The following is a 16,022-nucleotide window of genomic DNA, read 5'->3' as shown; positions in this document are numbered from 1 at the left end:
CCCCATACGGCCCCGTTCTCCGCCTTTCCCGCCGCCCCGGTATACTGCGCGGCTTCTGCGTCTCTCCATAGCATCGAATGAACCCGAACTTCCTCGATTTCGAACAACCCATCGCCGAACTGGAAGCGAAGATCGAAGAGCTTCGCCACGCCAGCCACGGGCAGGCGTTCAACATCGAGGACGAGGTGGTCCGGCTGCGCGAGAAGCTGAAGGTGAAGACCGCGGAGATCTTCCGCAACCTCAGCTCCTGGCAGATCACCCAGCTGTCGCGCCACCCGGCCCGCCCCTACACGCTGGATTACATCAGCGTGATCTGCGACGAATTCCACGAGCTGGCCGGCGACCGCGCCTACGCGGACGACGCCGCCATCGTCGGCGGCATCGGCCGCATCAACGGCCGCCCGGTGGTGATCATCGGCCACCAGAAGGCGCGCGATACCAAGGGCAAGGTGCGCCGCAACTTCGGCATGCCGCGCCCGGAGGGCTACCGCAAGGCGCTGCGCCTGATGAAGCTGGCCGAGCGCTTCAAGCTGCCGCTGCTCACGCTCATCGACACCCCCGGCGCCTACCCCGGCGTCGGCGCCGAGGAGCGCGGCCAGAGCGAGGCGATTGCGCGCAATCTGCTGGAAATGGCCGACCTGCGCGTACCCATCGTGTGCACCGTGATCGGCGAAGGCGGCTCCGGCGGCGCGCTGGCCATCGGCGTGGGCGACCGCACGGTGATGCTGCAGTACTCCACGTATTCGGTGATCTCGCCCGAAGGCTGCGCCTCGATCCTGTGGAAGAGCGCCGAAAAGGCCAAGGACGCCGCCGAGGCCCTGGGCCTCACCGCGCCGCGCCTGCTGGAGCTGGGCCTGATCGACAAGGTGGTGCGCGAGCCGCTGGGCGGCGCCCACCGCAATCCGCATTCGATGGCGGTGCGCCTGAAGGCCGTGCTGATGAACCAGCTCGACGAGCTGGAGGCGCTGCCGATCGACGAACTGCTGGAGCAGCGCTATCACCGGCTGCGCGGGTACGGCGCGTACAGCGAGTAACAACGAAGCGCGTAGGTTGGGGTGAGCCAAAGGCGAACCCCAACAGGCCTCCCACGCCATCCTCACGTTGGGGTTCGCTGCGCTCACCCCAACCTACGCCGCGTTTCCTTAGCGCTATCATCCCCCGGCCCATTCCGCCGGAGGCCGCCATGGCCAGCGACAGCACCAAGCTCGCCGTCCTGATCGATGCCGACAACGCGCAGCCGAATCTCGCCGAGGCCCTGCTTGCCGAAGTGGCCAAGTACGGCACCGCGCACGTCAAGCGCGCCTACGGCGACTGGACCAGCCATCACCTGAAGACCTGGAAGGAACAGCTGCTCACGCAGTCGATCCAGCCGATCCAGCAGTTCGGCTACACCAGCGGCAAGAACGCCACCGACTCGGCGATGATCATCGATGCGATGGACCTGCTGTACTCCGGCCGCTTCGACGGCTTCTGCATCGTCTCCAGCGACAGCGACTTCACCCGCCTGGCCGCGCGCATCCGCGAATCCGGCCTGATCGTGTACGGCTTCGGCGAGCGCAAGACGCCGGACCCGTTCGTCGCCGCCTGCGACAAGTTCATCTACACCGACATCCTGCTCGCCAAGCCCGACGAGGAAGCACCGCGCCAGCCGCGCACCGCCGCCCAGCTGAAGCAGGACAGCGGCCTGGTCAACCTGCTGCGCAACGCGGTGGAAGCAGCCTCGGACGACGAAGGCTGGGCCGGGCTCGGCGGCGTCGGCTCGATCATCACCAAGCAGCGGCCGAACTTCGACGCGCGCAGCTACGGCTACAACAAGCTCAGCGAACTGATCGCCGCCACCTCGCTGTTCGAGGTGGATGCGCGCAGTCCGGGCGAAGGGCGGCCGAAGGTGATCTACGTGCGCAACAAGTCGAAGAAACCCGTGACTCGTGAGTAACGCCGAGCCACTGCACGCACGACTGCGGCAGGCCTTGGACGAACAACCCGCGGGCGGCCTGTGCGTCGCCTTCAGTGGTGGGCCCGATTCCACCGCACTGCTGCATGCGCTGGCCGGACTGGAACAAGCGCGGGCTCGTGGATTGCGCGCCGTGCATGTCGACCATGGCCTGCATGCGCACAGCGGCGCCTGGGCCGAGCAGGCGCGGCAGTTCTGCTCCGTGCTGGAGATCGCCTGCAGCGTCGTGCGCGTGCAGGTGCAGCGCCAGGGCGGCGAGGGACTGGAAGCCGCGGCGCGCCACGCACGCTATGCCGCATTCGCCGACGTGCTGCGCGAGCAGGAACTCCTGCTGCTCGGCCATCACCGCGACGACCAGGCCGAGACCGTGCTGCTCAAGCTGCTGCGCGGCGGCGGTCCGGAAGGGCTGGGCGGCATGCGCGAGCTGCGTCCGCTCGGCGCGGGCCTGCTGTGGCGTCCGCTGCTGCGCACGCCGCGCGAGGTGCTGCGCGAGTACGTGCTGCGCCATCGCCTGCCGGCGATCGACGATCCGTCGAATGCCGACACGCAGCTGTCGCGCAACTATCTGCGCCATCAAGTGCTGCCGCGCGTGATGGAACACTGGCCGCACGCGATCGATGCCATCCTGCACGCCGCCGCGCACCAGCGCGCCGCGGCGGACACGCTGCGCGAGCAGTGGCTGGTGCAGTTCGAGCGGCTGCACGACCGCGCCACCGGCAGCCTCGACGCGGCGGCATGGCTCGCCTTGCCGCCCGCCTTGCGCGACCCGCTGCTCGACCACTGGCTGCGCGCCCGCGGACGGCGCATCCCCACCCTGGCGCAACGCGCACAGGTCGAACGCCAGTTGCGCGAGCTGCGCGAAGGACGCGTGCCGTGCATCCACTGGCCGGACACCGACCTGCGCATCTGGAAAGGCCGCCTGTGGGCCGTGCCGCCGGCACCGGCGCCAGCGCCCAACTGGGAGGCGGCATGGACGGGCCAGCCGCTGCGCCTGCCCGATGGCGGCCTGCTGGAGTGGCAAGGCACGCCGCTGCGCGAGCCGCTGACCGTGCGCCTGCGCCGGGGCGGCGAACGCCTGCGCCCCAGCGGCGACCGCCACACGCGCGAACTGCGCGACCTGTTCCAGCAGGGCGAATTGCCGCCGTGGCAGCGTGCGGCCTGTCCGCTGATCTATGCCGGCGAGGAATTGCTCGCCGTCGCCGATCGCTGGCGCAGCGATGCCGGCGCGGACCGGTTCCGCGCTGCCGGCGGACAGCCGCGCTGGCGGCCCGCCGGCTGAGCCGCGGCGCTGCGCCGCCAGCCCGGCCGGGCGCGTTCCGACATGCTTTTCAGTCTCGCGCGGATTGATTCCGCGCGGGTGCTGCGTTAATTTTTCCGGCCATGGCCAAGCCCGCACCCGCCCCTGCCGAACCCGCTGCTCCCGCCGATTTCGAACATTCGCTGGACGAGCTCGAACAGCTGGTGGCGCGCATGGAAGGCGGCGACCTGAGCCTGGACGACTCCCTGGCCTCGTTCGAGCGCGGCATCGGCCTCTATCGCCACTGCCAGCAGGCCCTGGAACAGGCCGAACTGCGCGTGCGCCTGCTGCTCGACCCCGAACACCCCGACAGCGCAGAACCGTTTGAACCCGAACTTTGATCTAGGTCCGGCGCTGAAGGCGCTGATCGTACGCGCCGACCAGGCTCTCGCCGGCGCCCTCCCCGCCGAAGAACGCTCTCCCGCCGACCTGCACCGCGCCATGCGCTATGCCGTGCTGGGCGGCGGCAAGCGGCTGCGTCCGCTGCTGGTGTACGCCGCCGGCCATGCGCTGGGCGAGGACGGCCCGGCGCTGGATGCGCCGGCCTGCGCGGTGGAGCTGATCCACGCCTACTCGCTGGTGCACGACGACCTGCCGGCGATGGACGACGACGACCTGCGCCGCGGCCGCCCCACCTGCCACGTGGTGTTCGGCGAGGCCATGGCGATCCTGGCCGGCGACGCGCTGCAGGCGCTGGCCTTCGAACTGCTGGCCAACGACGGCCACACCGACCCCGCCCGCTGCCTGGCCATGCTGCGCAGCCTGGGCCGCGCCTGCGGAGCCGAAGGCATGGCCGGCGGACAGGCGCTGGACCTGGGCGCGGTCGGCGGCACGCTGAGCCTGGCCGCGCTGGAACACATGCACGCCTGCAAGACCGGCGCGCTGATCCGCGCCTCGGTGCGCCTGGGCGCGCTGGCCGCCAGGGCCGACGAAGCCACGCTCGACGCGCTGGACCGCTACGCCCACGCCGTGGGCCTGGCCTTCCAGGTGCGCGACGACATCCTCGACGTGGAAGGCGAGTCCGCCGTGATCGGCAAGACCGCCGGCAAGGACGCGGCCGACGACAAGCCGACCTTCCCTTCGATCATCGGCCTGGACGCCTCGCGCGCGCGGCTGGACGAACTCACCGCCACCGCGCTGCAGGCGATCGCCCCGCTGGGCGAACGCGGCGCGCTGCTGGAACGGCTGGCGCTGTACGCGGCGCGGCGCCACCACTGAAACGCAAAGAGGCAGCCCGTGGCTGCCTCTTTCGTTGCGCCGGCAAGCCGGCTTACTTGATCAGGCGCAGGCAGAACGGATAGCGGTAACGCTCGCCTTCGTTCGACTTGATCGTCGCCATGATCACCAGCACCAGCCACGCGATGCCGATGATGATGCCGGCCGGCACGGCCAGGATGATGCCTATGCCTAAGGTGAGCACGGTGATCAGCAGCAGCACCACCGCGATGATCGCCATGGTGATGTTGAAGTTCAGCGCTTCCTTGGCCTGGTCGTCGACGAAGGGCATCGTCTCGCGCTTCACCAGCCAGATGATCAACGGCCCCAGGAAGCAGCCGATGCCGAACCAGGCGCCGGTGACCAGGGTGCCCAGCAGGGCTGACAGATGAGCCAGCATGGCCCATTGGCGCTCCTCGGCGCTCGGCATGTCCGAGGGCGGTGTCGGATCGGTAGGCTCGACGGATTCGGGTGGGACGCTCATGCGTGCTCTCCTGGCCATGCGGTGATCCGGCCTCGGTGCCGGTGGCGCCGATGCTAGCAAGCGGCGCGGCGGTTTGCCGAGCCAACGGGCGGCCTATGCGGCCGTACGGCCGGACTCACTCGCCCGCGATGGTCATCCTGTCCAGCAGGATCGACCCGGTCAGCAGGTGCGAGCGCGGATCCACGTCGGTGCCCACCGCCTGGATGCCCAGGTACATGTCGCGCAGGTTCGCGGCGATGGTGATTTCCTCCACCGGGTAGGCGATCCGGCCGTTCTCGACCCAGAAGCCCGCCGCGCCGCGCGAATAGTCGCCGGTGATGGTGTTCACGCCCTGCCCCATCACCTCAGTCACCAGCAGGCCGGTGCCCAGGCGGCGCAGCATGCCGGCGAAGTCGTCGCGGCCGCCGTCGGCGGCGCCGGCTTCCACGATCAGGTTGTGGATGCCGCCGGCATTGCCGGTCGATTCCAGCCCCAGCTTGCGCGCCGAATAGCTGCCCAGCACGTAGCGGGCGAGCACGCCGTCCTCGATCAGCGAACTGTCGCGCGTGGCAACGCCCTCGGCGTCGAACGCGCCCGAGCCCTGCCCGCGGCTGAGGAACGGCCGCTCCACGATGTTCAGCCACGAGGGCATCACCTGCTTGCCGGCGTGGTCGAGCAGGAAGCTGGCGCGGCGGTACAGCGCGCCGCCGGAGACCGCGCCCACCAGGTGGCCGACCAGGCTGCGCGCAAGTTCCGGCGCGAACAGCACCGGGCTCTGGCGGGTGGACAGGCGGCGCGCGCCCAGCCGCGCCAGGGTGCGCTCGGCGGCCTTGCGGCCCAGCGCCTCGGCGCTCATGAAATCGTCGGCGCTGCGCACGCTGTCGTACCAGTAGTCGCGCTGCATGCCGTCCTCGTCGCCGGCGATGAGCGACAGCGACAGCGAATGCCGCGTGCCGCGCTCGCGGCCGACGAAGCCGTGCGAATTGGCGTACACCGACAGGCTCTCGCCCGCCTGCACGCTGGCGCCCTCGGAATTGGTGATGCCGGCCTGCGCGCGGCCGGCCTGCTCCACGCGCTGGCCCAGCTCGATCGCGGCCGGCGTGTCCAGCGCCCAGGGGTGCCACAGGTCCAGCTCGGGGAAGACCGTGGCCATGCGCGCGGGGTCGGCCAGGCCGGCGGCGGAGTCTTCCTCGGTGTAGCGGGCGATGGCGCAGGCCTGGTCCAGGGTGGCCTGGATCGAGTCCGGGTTGAGGTCGGCGGTGCTGGCTGAGCCTTTGCGCTGGCCGAAGTACACGGTGAGGCCGAAGCCGCGGTCGCGGGTGTGCTCCACCGTCTCCACCTCGCCCAGGCGCACGTTCACGCTCAGCCCGGTGTCGATGCTGGCGGCTACCTCGGCCTGGCTGGCGCCGGCGGCGCGGGCGCGGCGGATGACGTCCTGGGCGAGATCGGCGAGGCGGTCGAGATCCTGCTGGCTGCGGTCGGAGGGAACGGAAATCGCGCTCACATGGGCTTCCTGAAGACTGGCGGGTAGAATACGCGGCCCATTCCAAGCAGCAGCCGCGCAGCCTCCCGACGTGGGGGCGCCGCGGCCGATGCAAAGCCCTCGCCGCGGAGAAAAGCGCCATGGTGCCGGAGACCGGCCTGTACCGTCACTACAAAGGGCAGCCTTACCGCGTGCTCGGCACCGCCCGCCACAGCGAGACCATGGAAACGCTGGTGGTCTACCAGGCGCTGTACGGCGAGCACGGCCTGTGGGTGCGTCCCGCGGCGATGTTCTGCGAGACGGTGCAGGTCGACGGAAAAACCGTGCCGCGCTTCGCGCTCGAACGCGCCGAACCCGGCATCGCCATTGGCGCGGCCATCGCCGCGCCCTGACGCAGAAAGAGACTGAACCCGTGCATCGCACCTACACCGACAATCCCGACCACGACTACGGCCCGACCCGCACGCAGCAGCGCCGCGATGCGCTGGCCGTGCTGGAGCTCGCGCAGCAGCTGGTCGAACTGCCGCCCAGCCGCCTGGCCAAGCTCGACCTGCCGGAAGACGTGCTGCGCGAGATCGCCAACACCCGCAAGATCACCTCGCATATCGCACGCAAGCGCCAGCTCGGCTTTCTGGCCAAGACCATGCGCAAGCACGACACCGAGGTGTTCGACGGCGTGCGCGCCGCGCTCGGCGAGAACCGCGAGCGCCAGCGCCAGGAAACCGCGGCGATGCATCGCCTGGAAGCCACCCGCGACAGGCTGCTCGCCGACGAGGAAAGCGCGCTGCCGGAACTGATCGCCGCCTATCCGCAGCTCGACCGCCAGCACCTGCGCTCGCTGCTGCGCCAGGCGCGGCTGGAACGCGAGAAGAACAAGCCGCCGCGCGCGTACCGCGAAATCTTCCAGCTGCTGAAGGACCTGGCCGCCACCGGCGAAGACGAATGACGTAGGTTGGGGTGAGCCGCAGGCGAACCCCAACCTACGCCGGCGGATACGACAAAGGGGCGCCTCGCGGCGCCCCTTTGCATTTGCGCGTGGCGAAACCTCAGAGGCTGCTGTTGAGATTGGTCACGATGGTGCTGCCGAAGCCGCTGGCATAGTCCCAGCCGGCCGTCGCCGTCTCGCCGCCGTTACTGCCGGAGGTGATGTCGTGATAGACCGTCGCCGGCATCTGGTACAGATGCGGACCGGCAAAGCCCAGGGTCGAATGCCCCGCCAGCATGCGCGCCCAGGTCGCCGCGAACAGCGGCGCGGCCAGGCTGGTGCCGCCGTACTGCGCGTTGCTGCCATTGACGATGATGATGGAGCCCGAGTTCGGATCCGCATCCATCGCCACGTCGGCCACGTCGCGCGTGGTGCCGCCGCCCTGGGTCTGCCAGCTCGGCTTGGGTTCGAGCGTGCTCGGGCTGCCGCCGGCCTTGGACCACAGCGTCTCGCCGGCCCAGCTGTTGCCGGTGCCGGTGCTGAGCGTGGTGCCGCTCACCGCCACCACGTAGGGCGAACTGGCCGGATAGCTCGGCGTGGTGCCGCGCGGCGCCTTGCTGCACTCGTTCGAACCCGAGTCGCCGGTGGAGACCGAGAAGGTCTGCCCCTGCGCGACGCCCAGCGCAAAGATCTGGTCGTCGGCGGCCATCGAGCCGTCGCTGTTGGCGGACGTCTCGCACTCGCCCAGCGACACATTGATCACGCGCGCCTGGTTGTCGGTCACCACCTGGTTGTAGGCCTGGGTGAGCGCGCTGTTGGACAGCGAGTTGGCCGCGTAGAAAATCAGTTTGCCCACGCCGCCGGACATCGCCACGATGTCCTGGCTGTCCAGGTCCCATTCCGGCGTGCCGCTGGTATCGGTACCCGCCGTACCCACCGTCACCACCTGGGTGTTCACCGCCGGCAGGCCATTGGCGCTGGTGAAGCTGGCCAGGTCCTTCAGCGGCTGGGTCATGTTGCCGTCGCTGATGATGCCGACGGTGATCGTGGATGCGTTCGGCGTGCTGCCCACGTTGTAGATGGTCGGGAACGCGGTGGGATTGTGGCCGGTCACGCCGGTGGTGGCGTTGGTGCCGCTGCGCGCCGCCAGTTTGAGCATGGTGTGCGGGTGCGCGACGGTCTGCAGGCCGACCACGGCCAGCACGGAGTCGCCCAGATGGGCCGGCACTTTGGCGTCGTCGATATTGGCGTAGGCCGCGCGGCCTTCGGCGTCGTGCGCCTTGACCAGGCGCGTGGCGAACGCGTTCTGCGCGCTGCCGGCGTTGCCGTCGGCGGAAACGATCAGGCGGTTGGCCGACACCTGGATATTGCTGAAGCCGGCGCCGCGCAGATGGTCGACCACCGCCTGCACCTGCGCCTGGCTCGGCGAGAACATCGCCTGCGCATCGGCGGTGCTGAGCCGGGCGTGGAACAGTGCGTTGGCCGGGTCCTGCGAGGCCTTGATGAAGTCGTCGAGCGCCGAGCGGTTCTGCAGCTTCAGCACCACTTCGACGTGCACCGGCAGGCTGGCTTCGGCCAGGTCCGCGGTGGTCGCCGTCGCGGCCAGTTCGTGCGCATGCGTGGCGGTGTTCGCCCACGCGCTGTTCGGTCCTGCGGCCATGGCGGGTGCGGCTGCGATCGTCCCCACGATCGCGGCAAGCGCCAGGCACAACGAGGTCTTCTTCATCTGCATGAAAACATCTCCAAAAGGTTGTCTTCGATGCCCGTGATGGGCGTGAGTACCGGCGGCACGCCGCCGGACGCAGGCAACCCGGATACCTCGCCGTTCCTTGTCTGGATTCCCCCTGTGAAGCTCCCGTTCCCCGGCAACGCACCGCCCCTCCCCGCGTGCCGCTAGCACACGGGAAGAAGCTTTCGTTTGCCTTTTAAAAAGCGAGAAAGTCCTTGCGAATACAGCGATATTTCTCGCGAATAGCGCATGCGCGAAAGCGCATCGCAAACATCAGGAAGCGGTGCCGCCTACCGTCATGCCGTCCACGCGCAAGGTCGGCTGGCCCACGCCCACCGGCACGCTCTGTCCGTCCTTGCCGCACACGCCCACGCCTTCGTCGAGCGCCAGGTCGTTGCCGATCATCGACACGCGGGTGAGCACGTCGGGGCCGGAACCGATCAAGGTGGCGCCCTTCACCGGCCGGGTGACCTTGCCGTCCTCGATCAGGTACGCCTCGCTCGCCGAGAAGGTGAACTTGCCGCTGGTGATGTCGACCTGGCCGCCGCCGAAGTTCACCGCGTACAGGCCGCGCTTGACCGAGCGGAGAATCTCCTGCGGATCGTGCTGGCCGGCCAGCATGTAGGTATTGGTCATGCGCGGCATCGGCAGCTGCGCGAAGGATTCGCGGCGGCCGTTGCCGGTGGGCTGCATGCCCATCAGGCGCGCATTGAGCTTGTCCTGCATGTAGCCCTTGAGGATGCCGTCCTCGATCAGGGTGGTGCACTCGGTCGGCGTGCCTTCGTCGTCGATGCTGAGCGAGCCGCGGCGGCCCGGCAGGGTGCCGTCGTCCACCACGGTGACGCCCGGCGCCGCCACGCGCTGGCCGATGCGGCCGGCGAAGGCGGAGCTGCCCTTGCGGTTGAAGTCGCCTTCCAGGCCATGGCCGATCGCCTCGTGCAGCAGCACGCCGGGCCAGCCCGGGCCGAGCACCACGGTCATGCTGCCGGCCGGCGCGTCGACCGCGTCCAGGTTCACCAGCGCCTGGCGCACGGCTTCGTCGGCGAAGGCCAGGGCGCGGCCGTTTTCCATCAGCTCGCGGTAGCCGTAGCGGCCGCCGCCGCCGGAGTGGCCCTGCTCGCGGCGGCCGTTCTGCTCGGCGATCACCTGCACGCTCAGGCGCACCAGCGGGCGCACGTCGGCGGCCAGGGTGCCGTCGGAGGACGCCACCAGGATGGTGTCCATCACCGCGGCGATGCTCACGATCACCTGCTTCACGCGCGGGTCGCGCGAGCGCGCATAGGCGTCCACCTCGCGCAGCAGGGCGATCTTGTCGGGGTTGGGCAGGCTTTCCACCGGGTCGATCGCGGGGTACAGCTGGCGCGCGCCGTTGAGCGCCAGTGGCTTGCCGGCGCCGTTGCCGTCCTGGGCGATCGCGCGCGCGGCGCGCGAGGCTTCCAGCAGCTGCGGCAGCACGATCTCGTCGGAATAGGCAAAGCCGGTCTTCTCGCCGGCGATGGCGCGCACGCCCACGCCCTGCTCGATCGAGTGGTTGCCGTCCTTGACGATGCCTTCCTCGAGAATCCACGACTCGCTGCGCGAATGCTGGAAATACAGGTCGGCGGCGTCGATCGACGGCCCCATCAGCTGGGAGAACACGCGGTCGAGATCGGTGGCGGCCAGGCCGCCCGGCGCCAGGAGGCGGCGCTCGGCCTGGGCAATCAATGAATCCATGGGGTGACGGCCTGTGCGATGGGACGTAAGACTGTAGCAAGTGGGGGCCGCCGCCACGCGTTTAAAGCCGTTGTGGAGCGGCACGCCCCCGCCCGGCTACCATGCTCCAGGCTGGCCGGAACCGCCGGCGCCCCACGTGAAGGACCACCGATGAGCGACACCTCCAAACGCGAGCTGGCCCAGAAGGTCATCGACCGCACCGTCAAGGCACCACTCGAAGACACCCGCGAACTGCTGCACCGCGACGGCGAACTCAAACCCGGCCTGGGCAAGATCAGCAGCGTGCTCGCGCTGTCGCTCGGCGTGCTCAGCCTGCTCGGCGTACTGGCTTTCCATTTCCCGCAGTACCTGACCACGCCGGACCTGCGCCACAAGTATTCGGTCGACCTGCTGCGCCAGCTGCTGCTGGGCGCGCTGCTGATCGCCGGCGGCATTTCGCTCGGCAATGTCATTCTCGGGCGCCTGCGCAATATCAATATCGTCGCGTTCGCGCTGGTGGTGGCCGCCACCGCGATGGGCGGCTCGCGCGTGCCGGTGGGCAATTTTCCGGATCACACGCCGTATATCGGGCTGGACTGGTTCATCCTCGACCTGCTCGGCTCCACCCTGATCTTCGTGGTGATCGAGAAACTGTTCCCGCTGTACAAGGGCCAGTCGCTGTTCCGCAAGGAATGGCAGACGGACCTCAAGCATTTCGCGGTGAATCATTTCATCGTGGGGCTGGCGCTGCTGGTGGTGAACTTCCTGCTGCACCATCTGTTCGGCTGGCTGGTCAGCAGCGGTTTCCAGCAGACGGTGCGCGACATCGCCTTCGTGCCGCAGCTGCTGCTGTGCATCCTGGTGGCGGACCTGGCGCAGTACTGGACGCACCGCGCGTATCACGAGGTGCCGTTCCTGTGGCGCTTCCACGCGGTGCACCACAGCGTGAAGACCATGGACTGGCTGGCCGGCTCGCGCCAGCACATGCTGGAGCTGATCTTCACCCGCGTCTGCGTGCTGGCGCCGCTGTACATCCTGGGCTTCAGCGAAGGCGTGATGAATGCCTACATCATCGTGGTCGGCTTCCAGGCGGTGTTCAACCACGCCAACGTGCACCTGCCGTGGGGCCCGCTGAAGTACGTGGTGGTGACGCCGGATTTCCACCACTGGCACCACGCCTCCGACGACGAGGCGATCGACAAGAACTACGCGGCGCACTACGCCTTCCTCGACTACGTATTCGGCACGGCGGTGAAGTCGACGAAGAAATTCCCGGAGAAGTACGGCGTGGTCGGCGACTACATGCCGGACGGCTTCGTGCGCCAGCAGCTGTTCCCGTTCCGCGGCAGCACCAGGCCGGTGGAGCCGGGCGAGTCCTGAAACCGCTTCAGCGCGCCGCGCTGCTCGCCGGCGCGGGTACCGGCACCGGCGCGGCGGGTGCCGGCGCTGCCGCCGCGGCTTCGGCGGCGGAGAGGTTTTTCTTCTCCACCAGCGAAATATCCGGTTTATCCCAGCTGCCGCCGATGTGATAGCGCGCGCTGGCCACGCGGTTGAGGCCGCGCCCCAGCAGGCCCTGCGCGACGAAGCCCGCGGCCGCGCCCAGCGGACCGGCCACTACCGCGCCGACGATCGGCAGGCTGTTGCCCACATGCGGAATCACCAGCGCCTGCTGGTCGTAGTCCTTGCTGCGCAGGCCGGTGCGGCCCTTGATGGTGATCTCCACCGCCGGGCCGCGCATGGCCAGGTTGTTGGTGGTGGCATTGCCGCCGGCCAGCGCGAAGTCGCCGGTGATCGAATCGAAGGCCAGGCCTTTGCCGAACACGTCGCCGAAATCCAGCGTGAGGCGGCGCGGCAGTTCCACCAGCGAGACCAGGCCGAACAGGCGGCCGACGCCGGGCGCCACTTCGGGAATGCTGCCGTCGGTGACCTGCATGCTCAGCTTGCCGTCCATATTGGCCAGCTCCATCGCCGAGGGTGCGCCGGGCCAGGTGGCGTCCAGGTGCGCGCGCGTCTTGCCGCCGTTGAACATGCCGGCGAAACCGAAGGCGCCGAGCATGTCGCCGAGGTTCTCGGCGGCGAAGTCGATGCGCAGATGGCTGTGGCTGTTGCTGGCGGTGCCTTCCCAGTCGCCGCTGGCATTGATCTGCACGCTGCGCGACAACGCGCGCAGCTGGTCGATATGCATGCCGCGGTCGGTCGGCCAGGTTTCCAGGCGCGCCTCGCCCAGCTTGGATTCGCCGAAGCGCAGGTCGCCGACCCACAGGTGGAATGGCGGCAGCGCGGACGGTGTGATGCCGGTATTGGCGGGATCGGCTTTCGGCTGGTCGCCGGGGTTGTTCTTGTTGTCGCCGGACTGGCTATTGGTCTTGGGCCAGTACAAGCGCTGCAGCCGCGCCGTGACGCCGCGTTTATCGAGATCGGCGGTGGGCACGACAAAGCGGCCGACGATATCCGCGCTGTCCACGTCCACGTTCAGCTGGCCGCCTTCCGGCGCCGCCTGGATGCGCATGGACGGAAACGCGTGGCCGAACACTTCAGCCTGGTCCGCACTGACGTCGATGCTCTCCAGCCCCGGGCCGCCGCTGCTGCCGGCCGCGGCGCGCTGCACCCAGCCGGTGACGTCCATGCGCGCGGCGCGGCCGCGCACGCGGATGCCCTTGTCGGGCACGGTGTCGGGCATGCGCGTGCCGAAGTTGAAGGTGGCGGCGAGCGGACGCTTGTCGTCGGGCAGGCGGAAGCGCTGGCGCATCGCCTGGCCCAGCGCGATCTGCAGGTCGCCGCCCGACACCGGCAGGGTCAGCGCCAGATGCGTCGGCAGGCTGCCGTCGGCGGACTTCTTCAGCGGCGCCGGCAGGTCCAGCGCCATGCCGGCGAAATTGGTGTCCAGCGTGAGCAGCTGCGCGCTGCTGGCCACGGTGTCCTGGCGCACGATGTCGAAGCCGACGGTGGTATCGCTGCGGCCGCTGGCCACGTCCTTCAGCCAGTCGAGCTGGGACAGCCCCTGCACCAGCTCGGCCATGCCGTAGCGGCCGCTGAGGCGCGCGGAGAACTCGGTGTCCGGCTTCCCGGTGGCGGCGGCGATGGCGATGTCCAGCTTGGACGGCTGGCCGCGGAAGACGGCATCCAGCGGCCCGCCGTGGAAGCCGTGCGCATCGAAGGTGGCCGGGCCGCTGATGTTGTCGAGCTTGAGGTTCCAGTCCGGCGCATTGAGGTCGACGTCCTTCAGCTCGGCCGTGCCATTGAGGAAGAAGTCCTTCGAGTCCTTCATCGGCAGCGACAGATGGAAATCGAAGCTGCCGGCGCCGCCCAGGCTCAGCTTGTTCAGCGCATCGGCCTGGCGGCTGCCGATCGGGCTGTGCTTGACGAAATCGAGCAGGCTGGCGCCGCTGCCGGAGCCATGCACGTTGAGGTCCAGCACGGTGTGGGCGAGATCGGGAATCAGCGCCACCGCGCGTTCGGCCTTGACCCCCAGCGACTGCCCGTCGCTGGCCTCCACCAGCATGCTGTTGTTGACGAAGCTGGCCACCGCGTTGATGCCTTCGGCACGCGGCCAGTTCTTGCCGTAGTCCAGGTTCAGCCCGCTGATTTCGGCGCGCGCTTCGAAGCGGCCTTCGTTGGCATGGAAAGGCCAGTCCTTGAGGTCGCCGCGCACCAGCAGGTCGCTGCGCTCGATCTTGCCGGAGACCAGCGCGCGGTCCAGCCATTCGATCGCCTGCGGCGACATCGAGTCGGTCGGCCAGAACAGCTTGGCGGCCTCCATGTCGGCGTGGTCGAGCACGGCGTACAGGTCCAGGAACGGACGTCCGCCGGCGTCGGGCAGGCGGATCTCGCCCCGCGCATGGCCGCCGAAGCCTTCGCCCTCGAAGTCCAGCGGCTCGATACCCAGATGCCAGTCGCCGTCCTCGTGCCAGGCCGCGAAGCTGCCGGCCAGGCGCGGCAGCACGAACGGCTTGCGGAAGGTGTGCGGGAAGCGCAGCACGGTGGACTGCGCAGGCAGCTCGATGGCCAGCGCGCCGGCGTCGCCGCGCAGGGTGCCGTCGAGGTGGTCGATGCCGGGCAGCTTGCCCGCCGCGTCGATGCCCAAGCCGCTGAAGCCGACCGTGGCGCTGGCCAGGCCGTCGGCGCGCGTCCAGCGCAGCGCCACGTTGCCCAGCTTGCCGCGCGGCTTGCCGGTGCCCAGCCATTGCGCCATGCCGGGCGAGAGTTCGGGTTTGAGCGCCGCCCACGGCGCCAGCGCACTGAGCTGCAGATCGCGCGCGGCGATCAGCGCTTCGTCGGCATGGCCGTCGCTGCCGTTGCGCACATCCAGCGCCAGCGCGCCGCCGTCGTCCGCGCCCCAGCGCACGTGCAGGCCCTGGTCGGTCTTGTGCAGGTCGCCCAGCGCATGCAGCGAGGCGACGCGGGCCTGGCGGCCTTGCGGGTTGGTCAGCGCCAGGCCGTCCAGATCCACGCGGGTGAGGTTGCGCACCACTTTCGCGTCGCGCCAGTCCAGCCAGCTGGAAAAGCTGCCGCTGCCGCTGTCGACCGTATAGCCGCCCATATCCACGCCGGCGGTAAAGGCGCGCAGGTCCATCTTGCTGCCGCTGATCCACAGGCGGCCGTCGGCGCCGTCCTCGCGGAAATTGCCGGCGCCGCGCAGCTCGCCCGCCACGCCTTCGCGCTGCAGGATCGCGCCCACGCGCACGCGGCCGCCCTGGCGGCTGGCGCGCAATTGCCTGGCCAGCAGCGCGTAGTGCTTGCCGGTGGTTTCGTCGGCGATGTCCAGGCGCAGGTCGCGCAGCCACAGCTCCACCGAGAGCCGGCCGAAGGAAGGGTTCTGCCGTTCGCCGCCGCCGGCCACGCCGATGCCGTTGACGTGCCAGCTGCCGTCCTTGCCGCGCGCCAGGTCCAGCTGCATGCCGCGCACGCGCAGGTTGACCAGGTGGCGCGAGGGCATCAGCCAGCCGCCCAGGTCCAGTTTCAGCTCGGTCTCCGGGATGCTCAGCGGACTCTCGCCCGGCCCCGCCGCCACCACCGTATTGCGCATCACGAACAAGGGGCCGGACGGCTCCCAGCGCCCTTCCAGCGAACTGAACGAGACCGGCCGCTCCAGCAGCTTGCCCAGCTGCGCGGCCACCCATTGCGGATGGCTGGCCAGGGTCGGCAGCAGCAGCTGGATCAGCCCGGCCAGCACCGCCAGGCTGATCAGGGCCACGCCCAGGATCCAGCCCAGGGCGCGGGCGATCCGGTGCAGGTGGCGCGCGGCAATGTTCACTGCGGGCTCT

At 69.4% G+C, this 16,022-nt stretch carries 13 protein-coding genes; 8 read left to right on the top strand and 5 right to left on the bottom strand.

All coding sequences use genetic code 11. From position 1 onward, the window contains the following. Positions 1–77: 77 nt before the first annotated feature. The 5 genes from FHW85_RS21360 (at position 78) to FHW85_RS21340 (ending at position 4,469) form a co-directional block, all read left to right on the top strand. Positions 78–1,034 (top strand): acetyl-CoA carboxylase carboxyltransferase subunit alpha, encoded by a 957-nt coding sequence (locus FHW85_RS21360; RefSeq protein WP_167257864.1) that lies wholly within the window; start codon positions 78–80, stop codon positions 1,032–1,034. 149 nt (positions 1,035–1,183) lie between these two features. Next, complete coding sequence (locus FHW85_RS21355) at positions 1,184–1,936, top strand: NYN domain-containing protein (RefSeq protein ID WP_167257866.1); 753 nt, start codon at positions 1,184–1,186, stop codon at positions 1,934–1,936. A 34-nt stretch (positions 1,937–1,970) separates the two neighbouring features. Beyond that, entirely contained in the window at positions 1,971–3,233 is a 1,263-nt protein-coding gene (gene tilS / locus FHW85_RS21350) for a tRNA lysidine(34) synthetase TilS (RefSeq protein ID WP_246866840.1), read from the top strand. A 101-nt stretch (positions 3,234–3,334) separates the two neighbouring features. Then, the gene (locus tag FHW85_RS21345) at positions 3,335–3,592 is read left to right on the top strand and encodes an exodeoxyribonuclease VII small subunit (protein WP_167257868.1); all 258 of its coding nucleotides are present in this window, start codon (positions 3,335–3,337) and stop codon (positions 3,590–3,592) included. Between the two features lie 13 nt (positions 3,593–3,605). Then, positions 3,606–4,469: a farnesyl diphosphate synthase gene (locus FHW85_RS21340; RefSeq protein WP_243868222.1), complete on the top strand. Its 864-nt coding sequence runs from the start codon at positions 3,606–3,608 to the stop codon at positions 4,467–4,469. Positions 4,470–4,521: 52 nt separating this feature from the next. Here the strand turns inward: FHW85_RS21340 and FHW85_RS21335 are convergent, their stop codons facing one another. Next, on the bottom strand, positions 4,522–4,950 hold the full coding sequence (locus tag FHW85_RS21335; protein WP_167257872.1) for a DUF4870 domain-containing protein: 429 nt from the start codon (positions 4,948–4,950) through the stop codon (positions 4,522–4,524). Between the two features lie 115 nt (positions 4,951–5,065). Further along, positions 5,066–6,433: a metalloprotease PmbA gene (gene pmbA, locus FHW85_RS21330; protein ID WP_168649578.1), complete on the bottom strand. Its 1,368-nt coding sequence runs from the start codon at positions 6,431–6,433 to the stop codon at positions 5,066–5,068. A 119-nt stretch (positions 6,434–6,552) separates the two neighbouring features. Between pmbA and FHW85_RS21325 the strand changes: the two genes are divergently transcribed. Beyond that, positions 6,553–6,804: a DUF1653 domain-containing protein gene (locus tag FHW85_RS21325; protein ID WP_167257876.1), complete on the top strand. Its 252-nt coding sequence runs from the start codon at positions 6,553–6,555 to the stop codon at positions 6,802–6,804. Positions 6,805–6,824: 20 nt separating this feature from the next. Continuing rightward, entirely contained in the window at positions 6,825–7,358 is a 534-nt protein-coding gene (gene yjgA / locus FHW85_RS21320; protein ID WP_168649577.1) for a ribosome biogenesis factor YjgA, read from the top strand. A gap of 100 nt (positions 7,359–7,458) precedes the next feature. Here yjgA and FHW85_RS21315 read toward each other — a convergent pair whose 3' ends face one another. Continuing rightward, the gene (locus FHW85_RS21315) at positions 7,459–9,069 is read right to left on the bottom strand and encodes a S53 family peptidase (protein WP_168649576.1); all 1,611 of its coding nucleotides are present in this window, start codon (positions 9,067–9,069) and stop codon (positions 7,459–7,461) included. A gap of 270 nt (positions 9,070–9,339) precedes the next feature. Next, positions 9,340–10,779, bottom strand: coding sequence for a metalloprotease TldD (gene tldD, locus FHW85_RS21310; RefSeq protein WP_167257882.1), 1,440 nt, complete (start codon positions 10,777–10,779; stop codon positions 9,340–9,342). 150 nt (positions 10,780–10,929) lie between these two features. Here tldD and FHW85_RS21305 point away from each other — a divergent pair, with 150 nt between their 5' ends. Next, positions 10,930–12,138, top strand: coding sequence for a sterol desaturase family protein (locus FHW85_RS21305; RefSeq protein WP_168649575.1), 1,209 nt, complete (start codon positions 10,930–10,932; stop codon positions 12,136–12,138). 7 nt (positions 12,139–12,145) lie between these two features. Here the strand turns inward: FHW85_RS21305 and FHW85_RS21300 are convergent, their stop codons facing one another. Further along, entirely contained in the window at positions 12,146–16,012 is a 3,867-nt protein-coding gene (locus tag FHW85_RS21300) for a YhdP family protein (RefSeq protein WP_168649574.1), read from the bottom strand. Positions 16,013–16,022 lie beyond the last annotated feature (10 nt).

The sequence above is a fragment of the Dyella sp. SG609 genome (genome assembly GCF_012275375.1).
Lineage (GTDB): Bacteria > Pseudomonadota > Gammaproteobacteria > Xanthomonadales > Rhodanobacteraceae > Dyella_D > Dyella_D marensis.
Note: the sequence above shows the minus strand (reverse complement) of the source record. Positions and strands in the feature narration are given on the sequence as shown.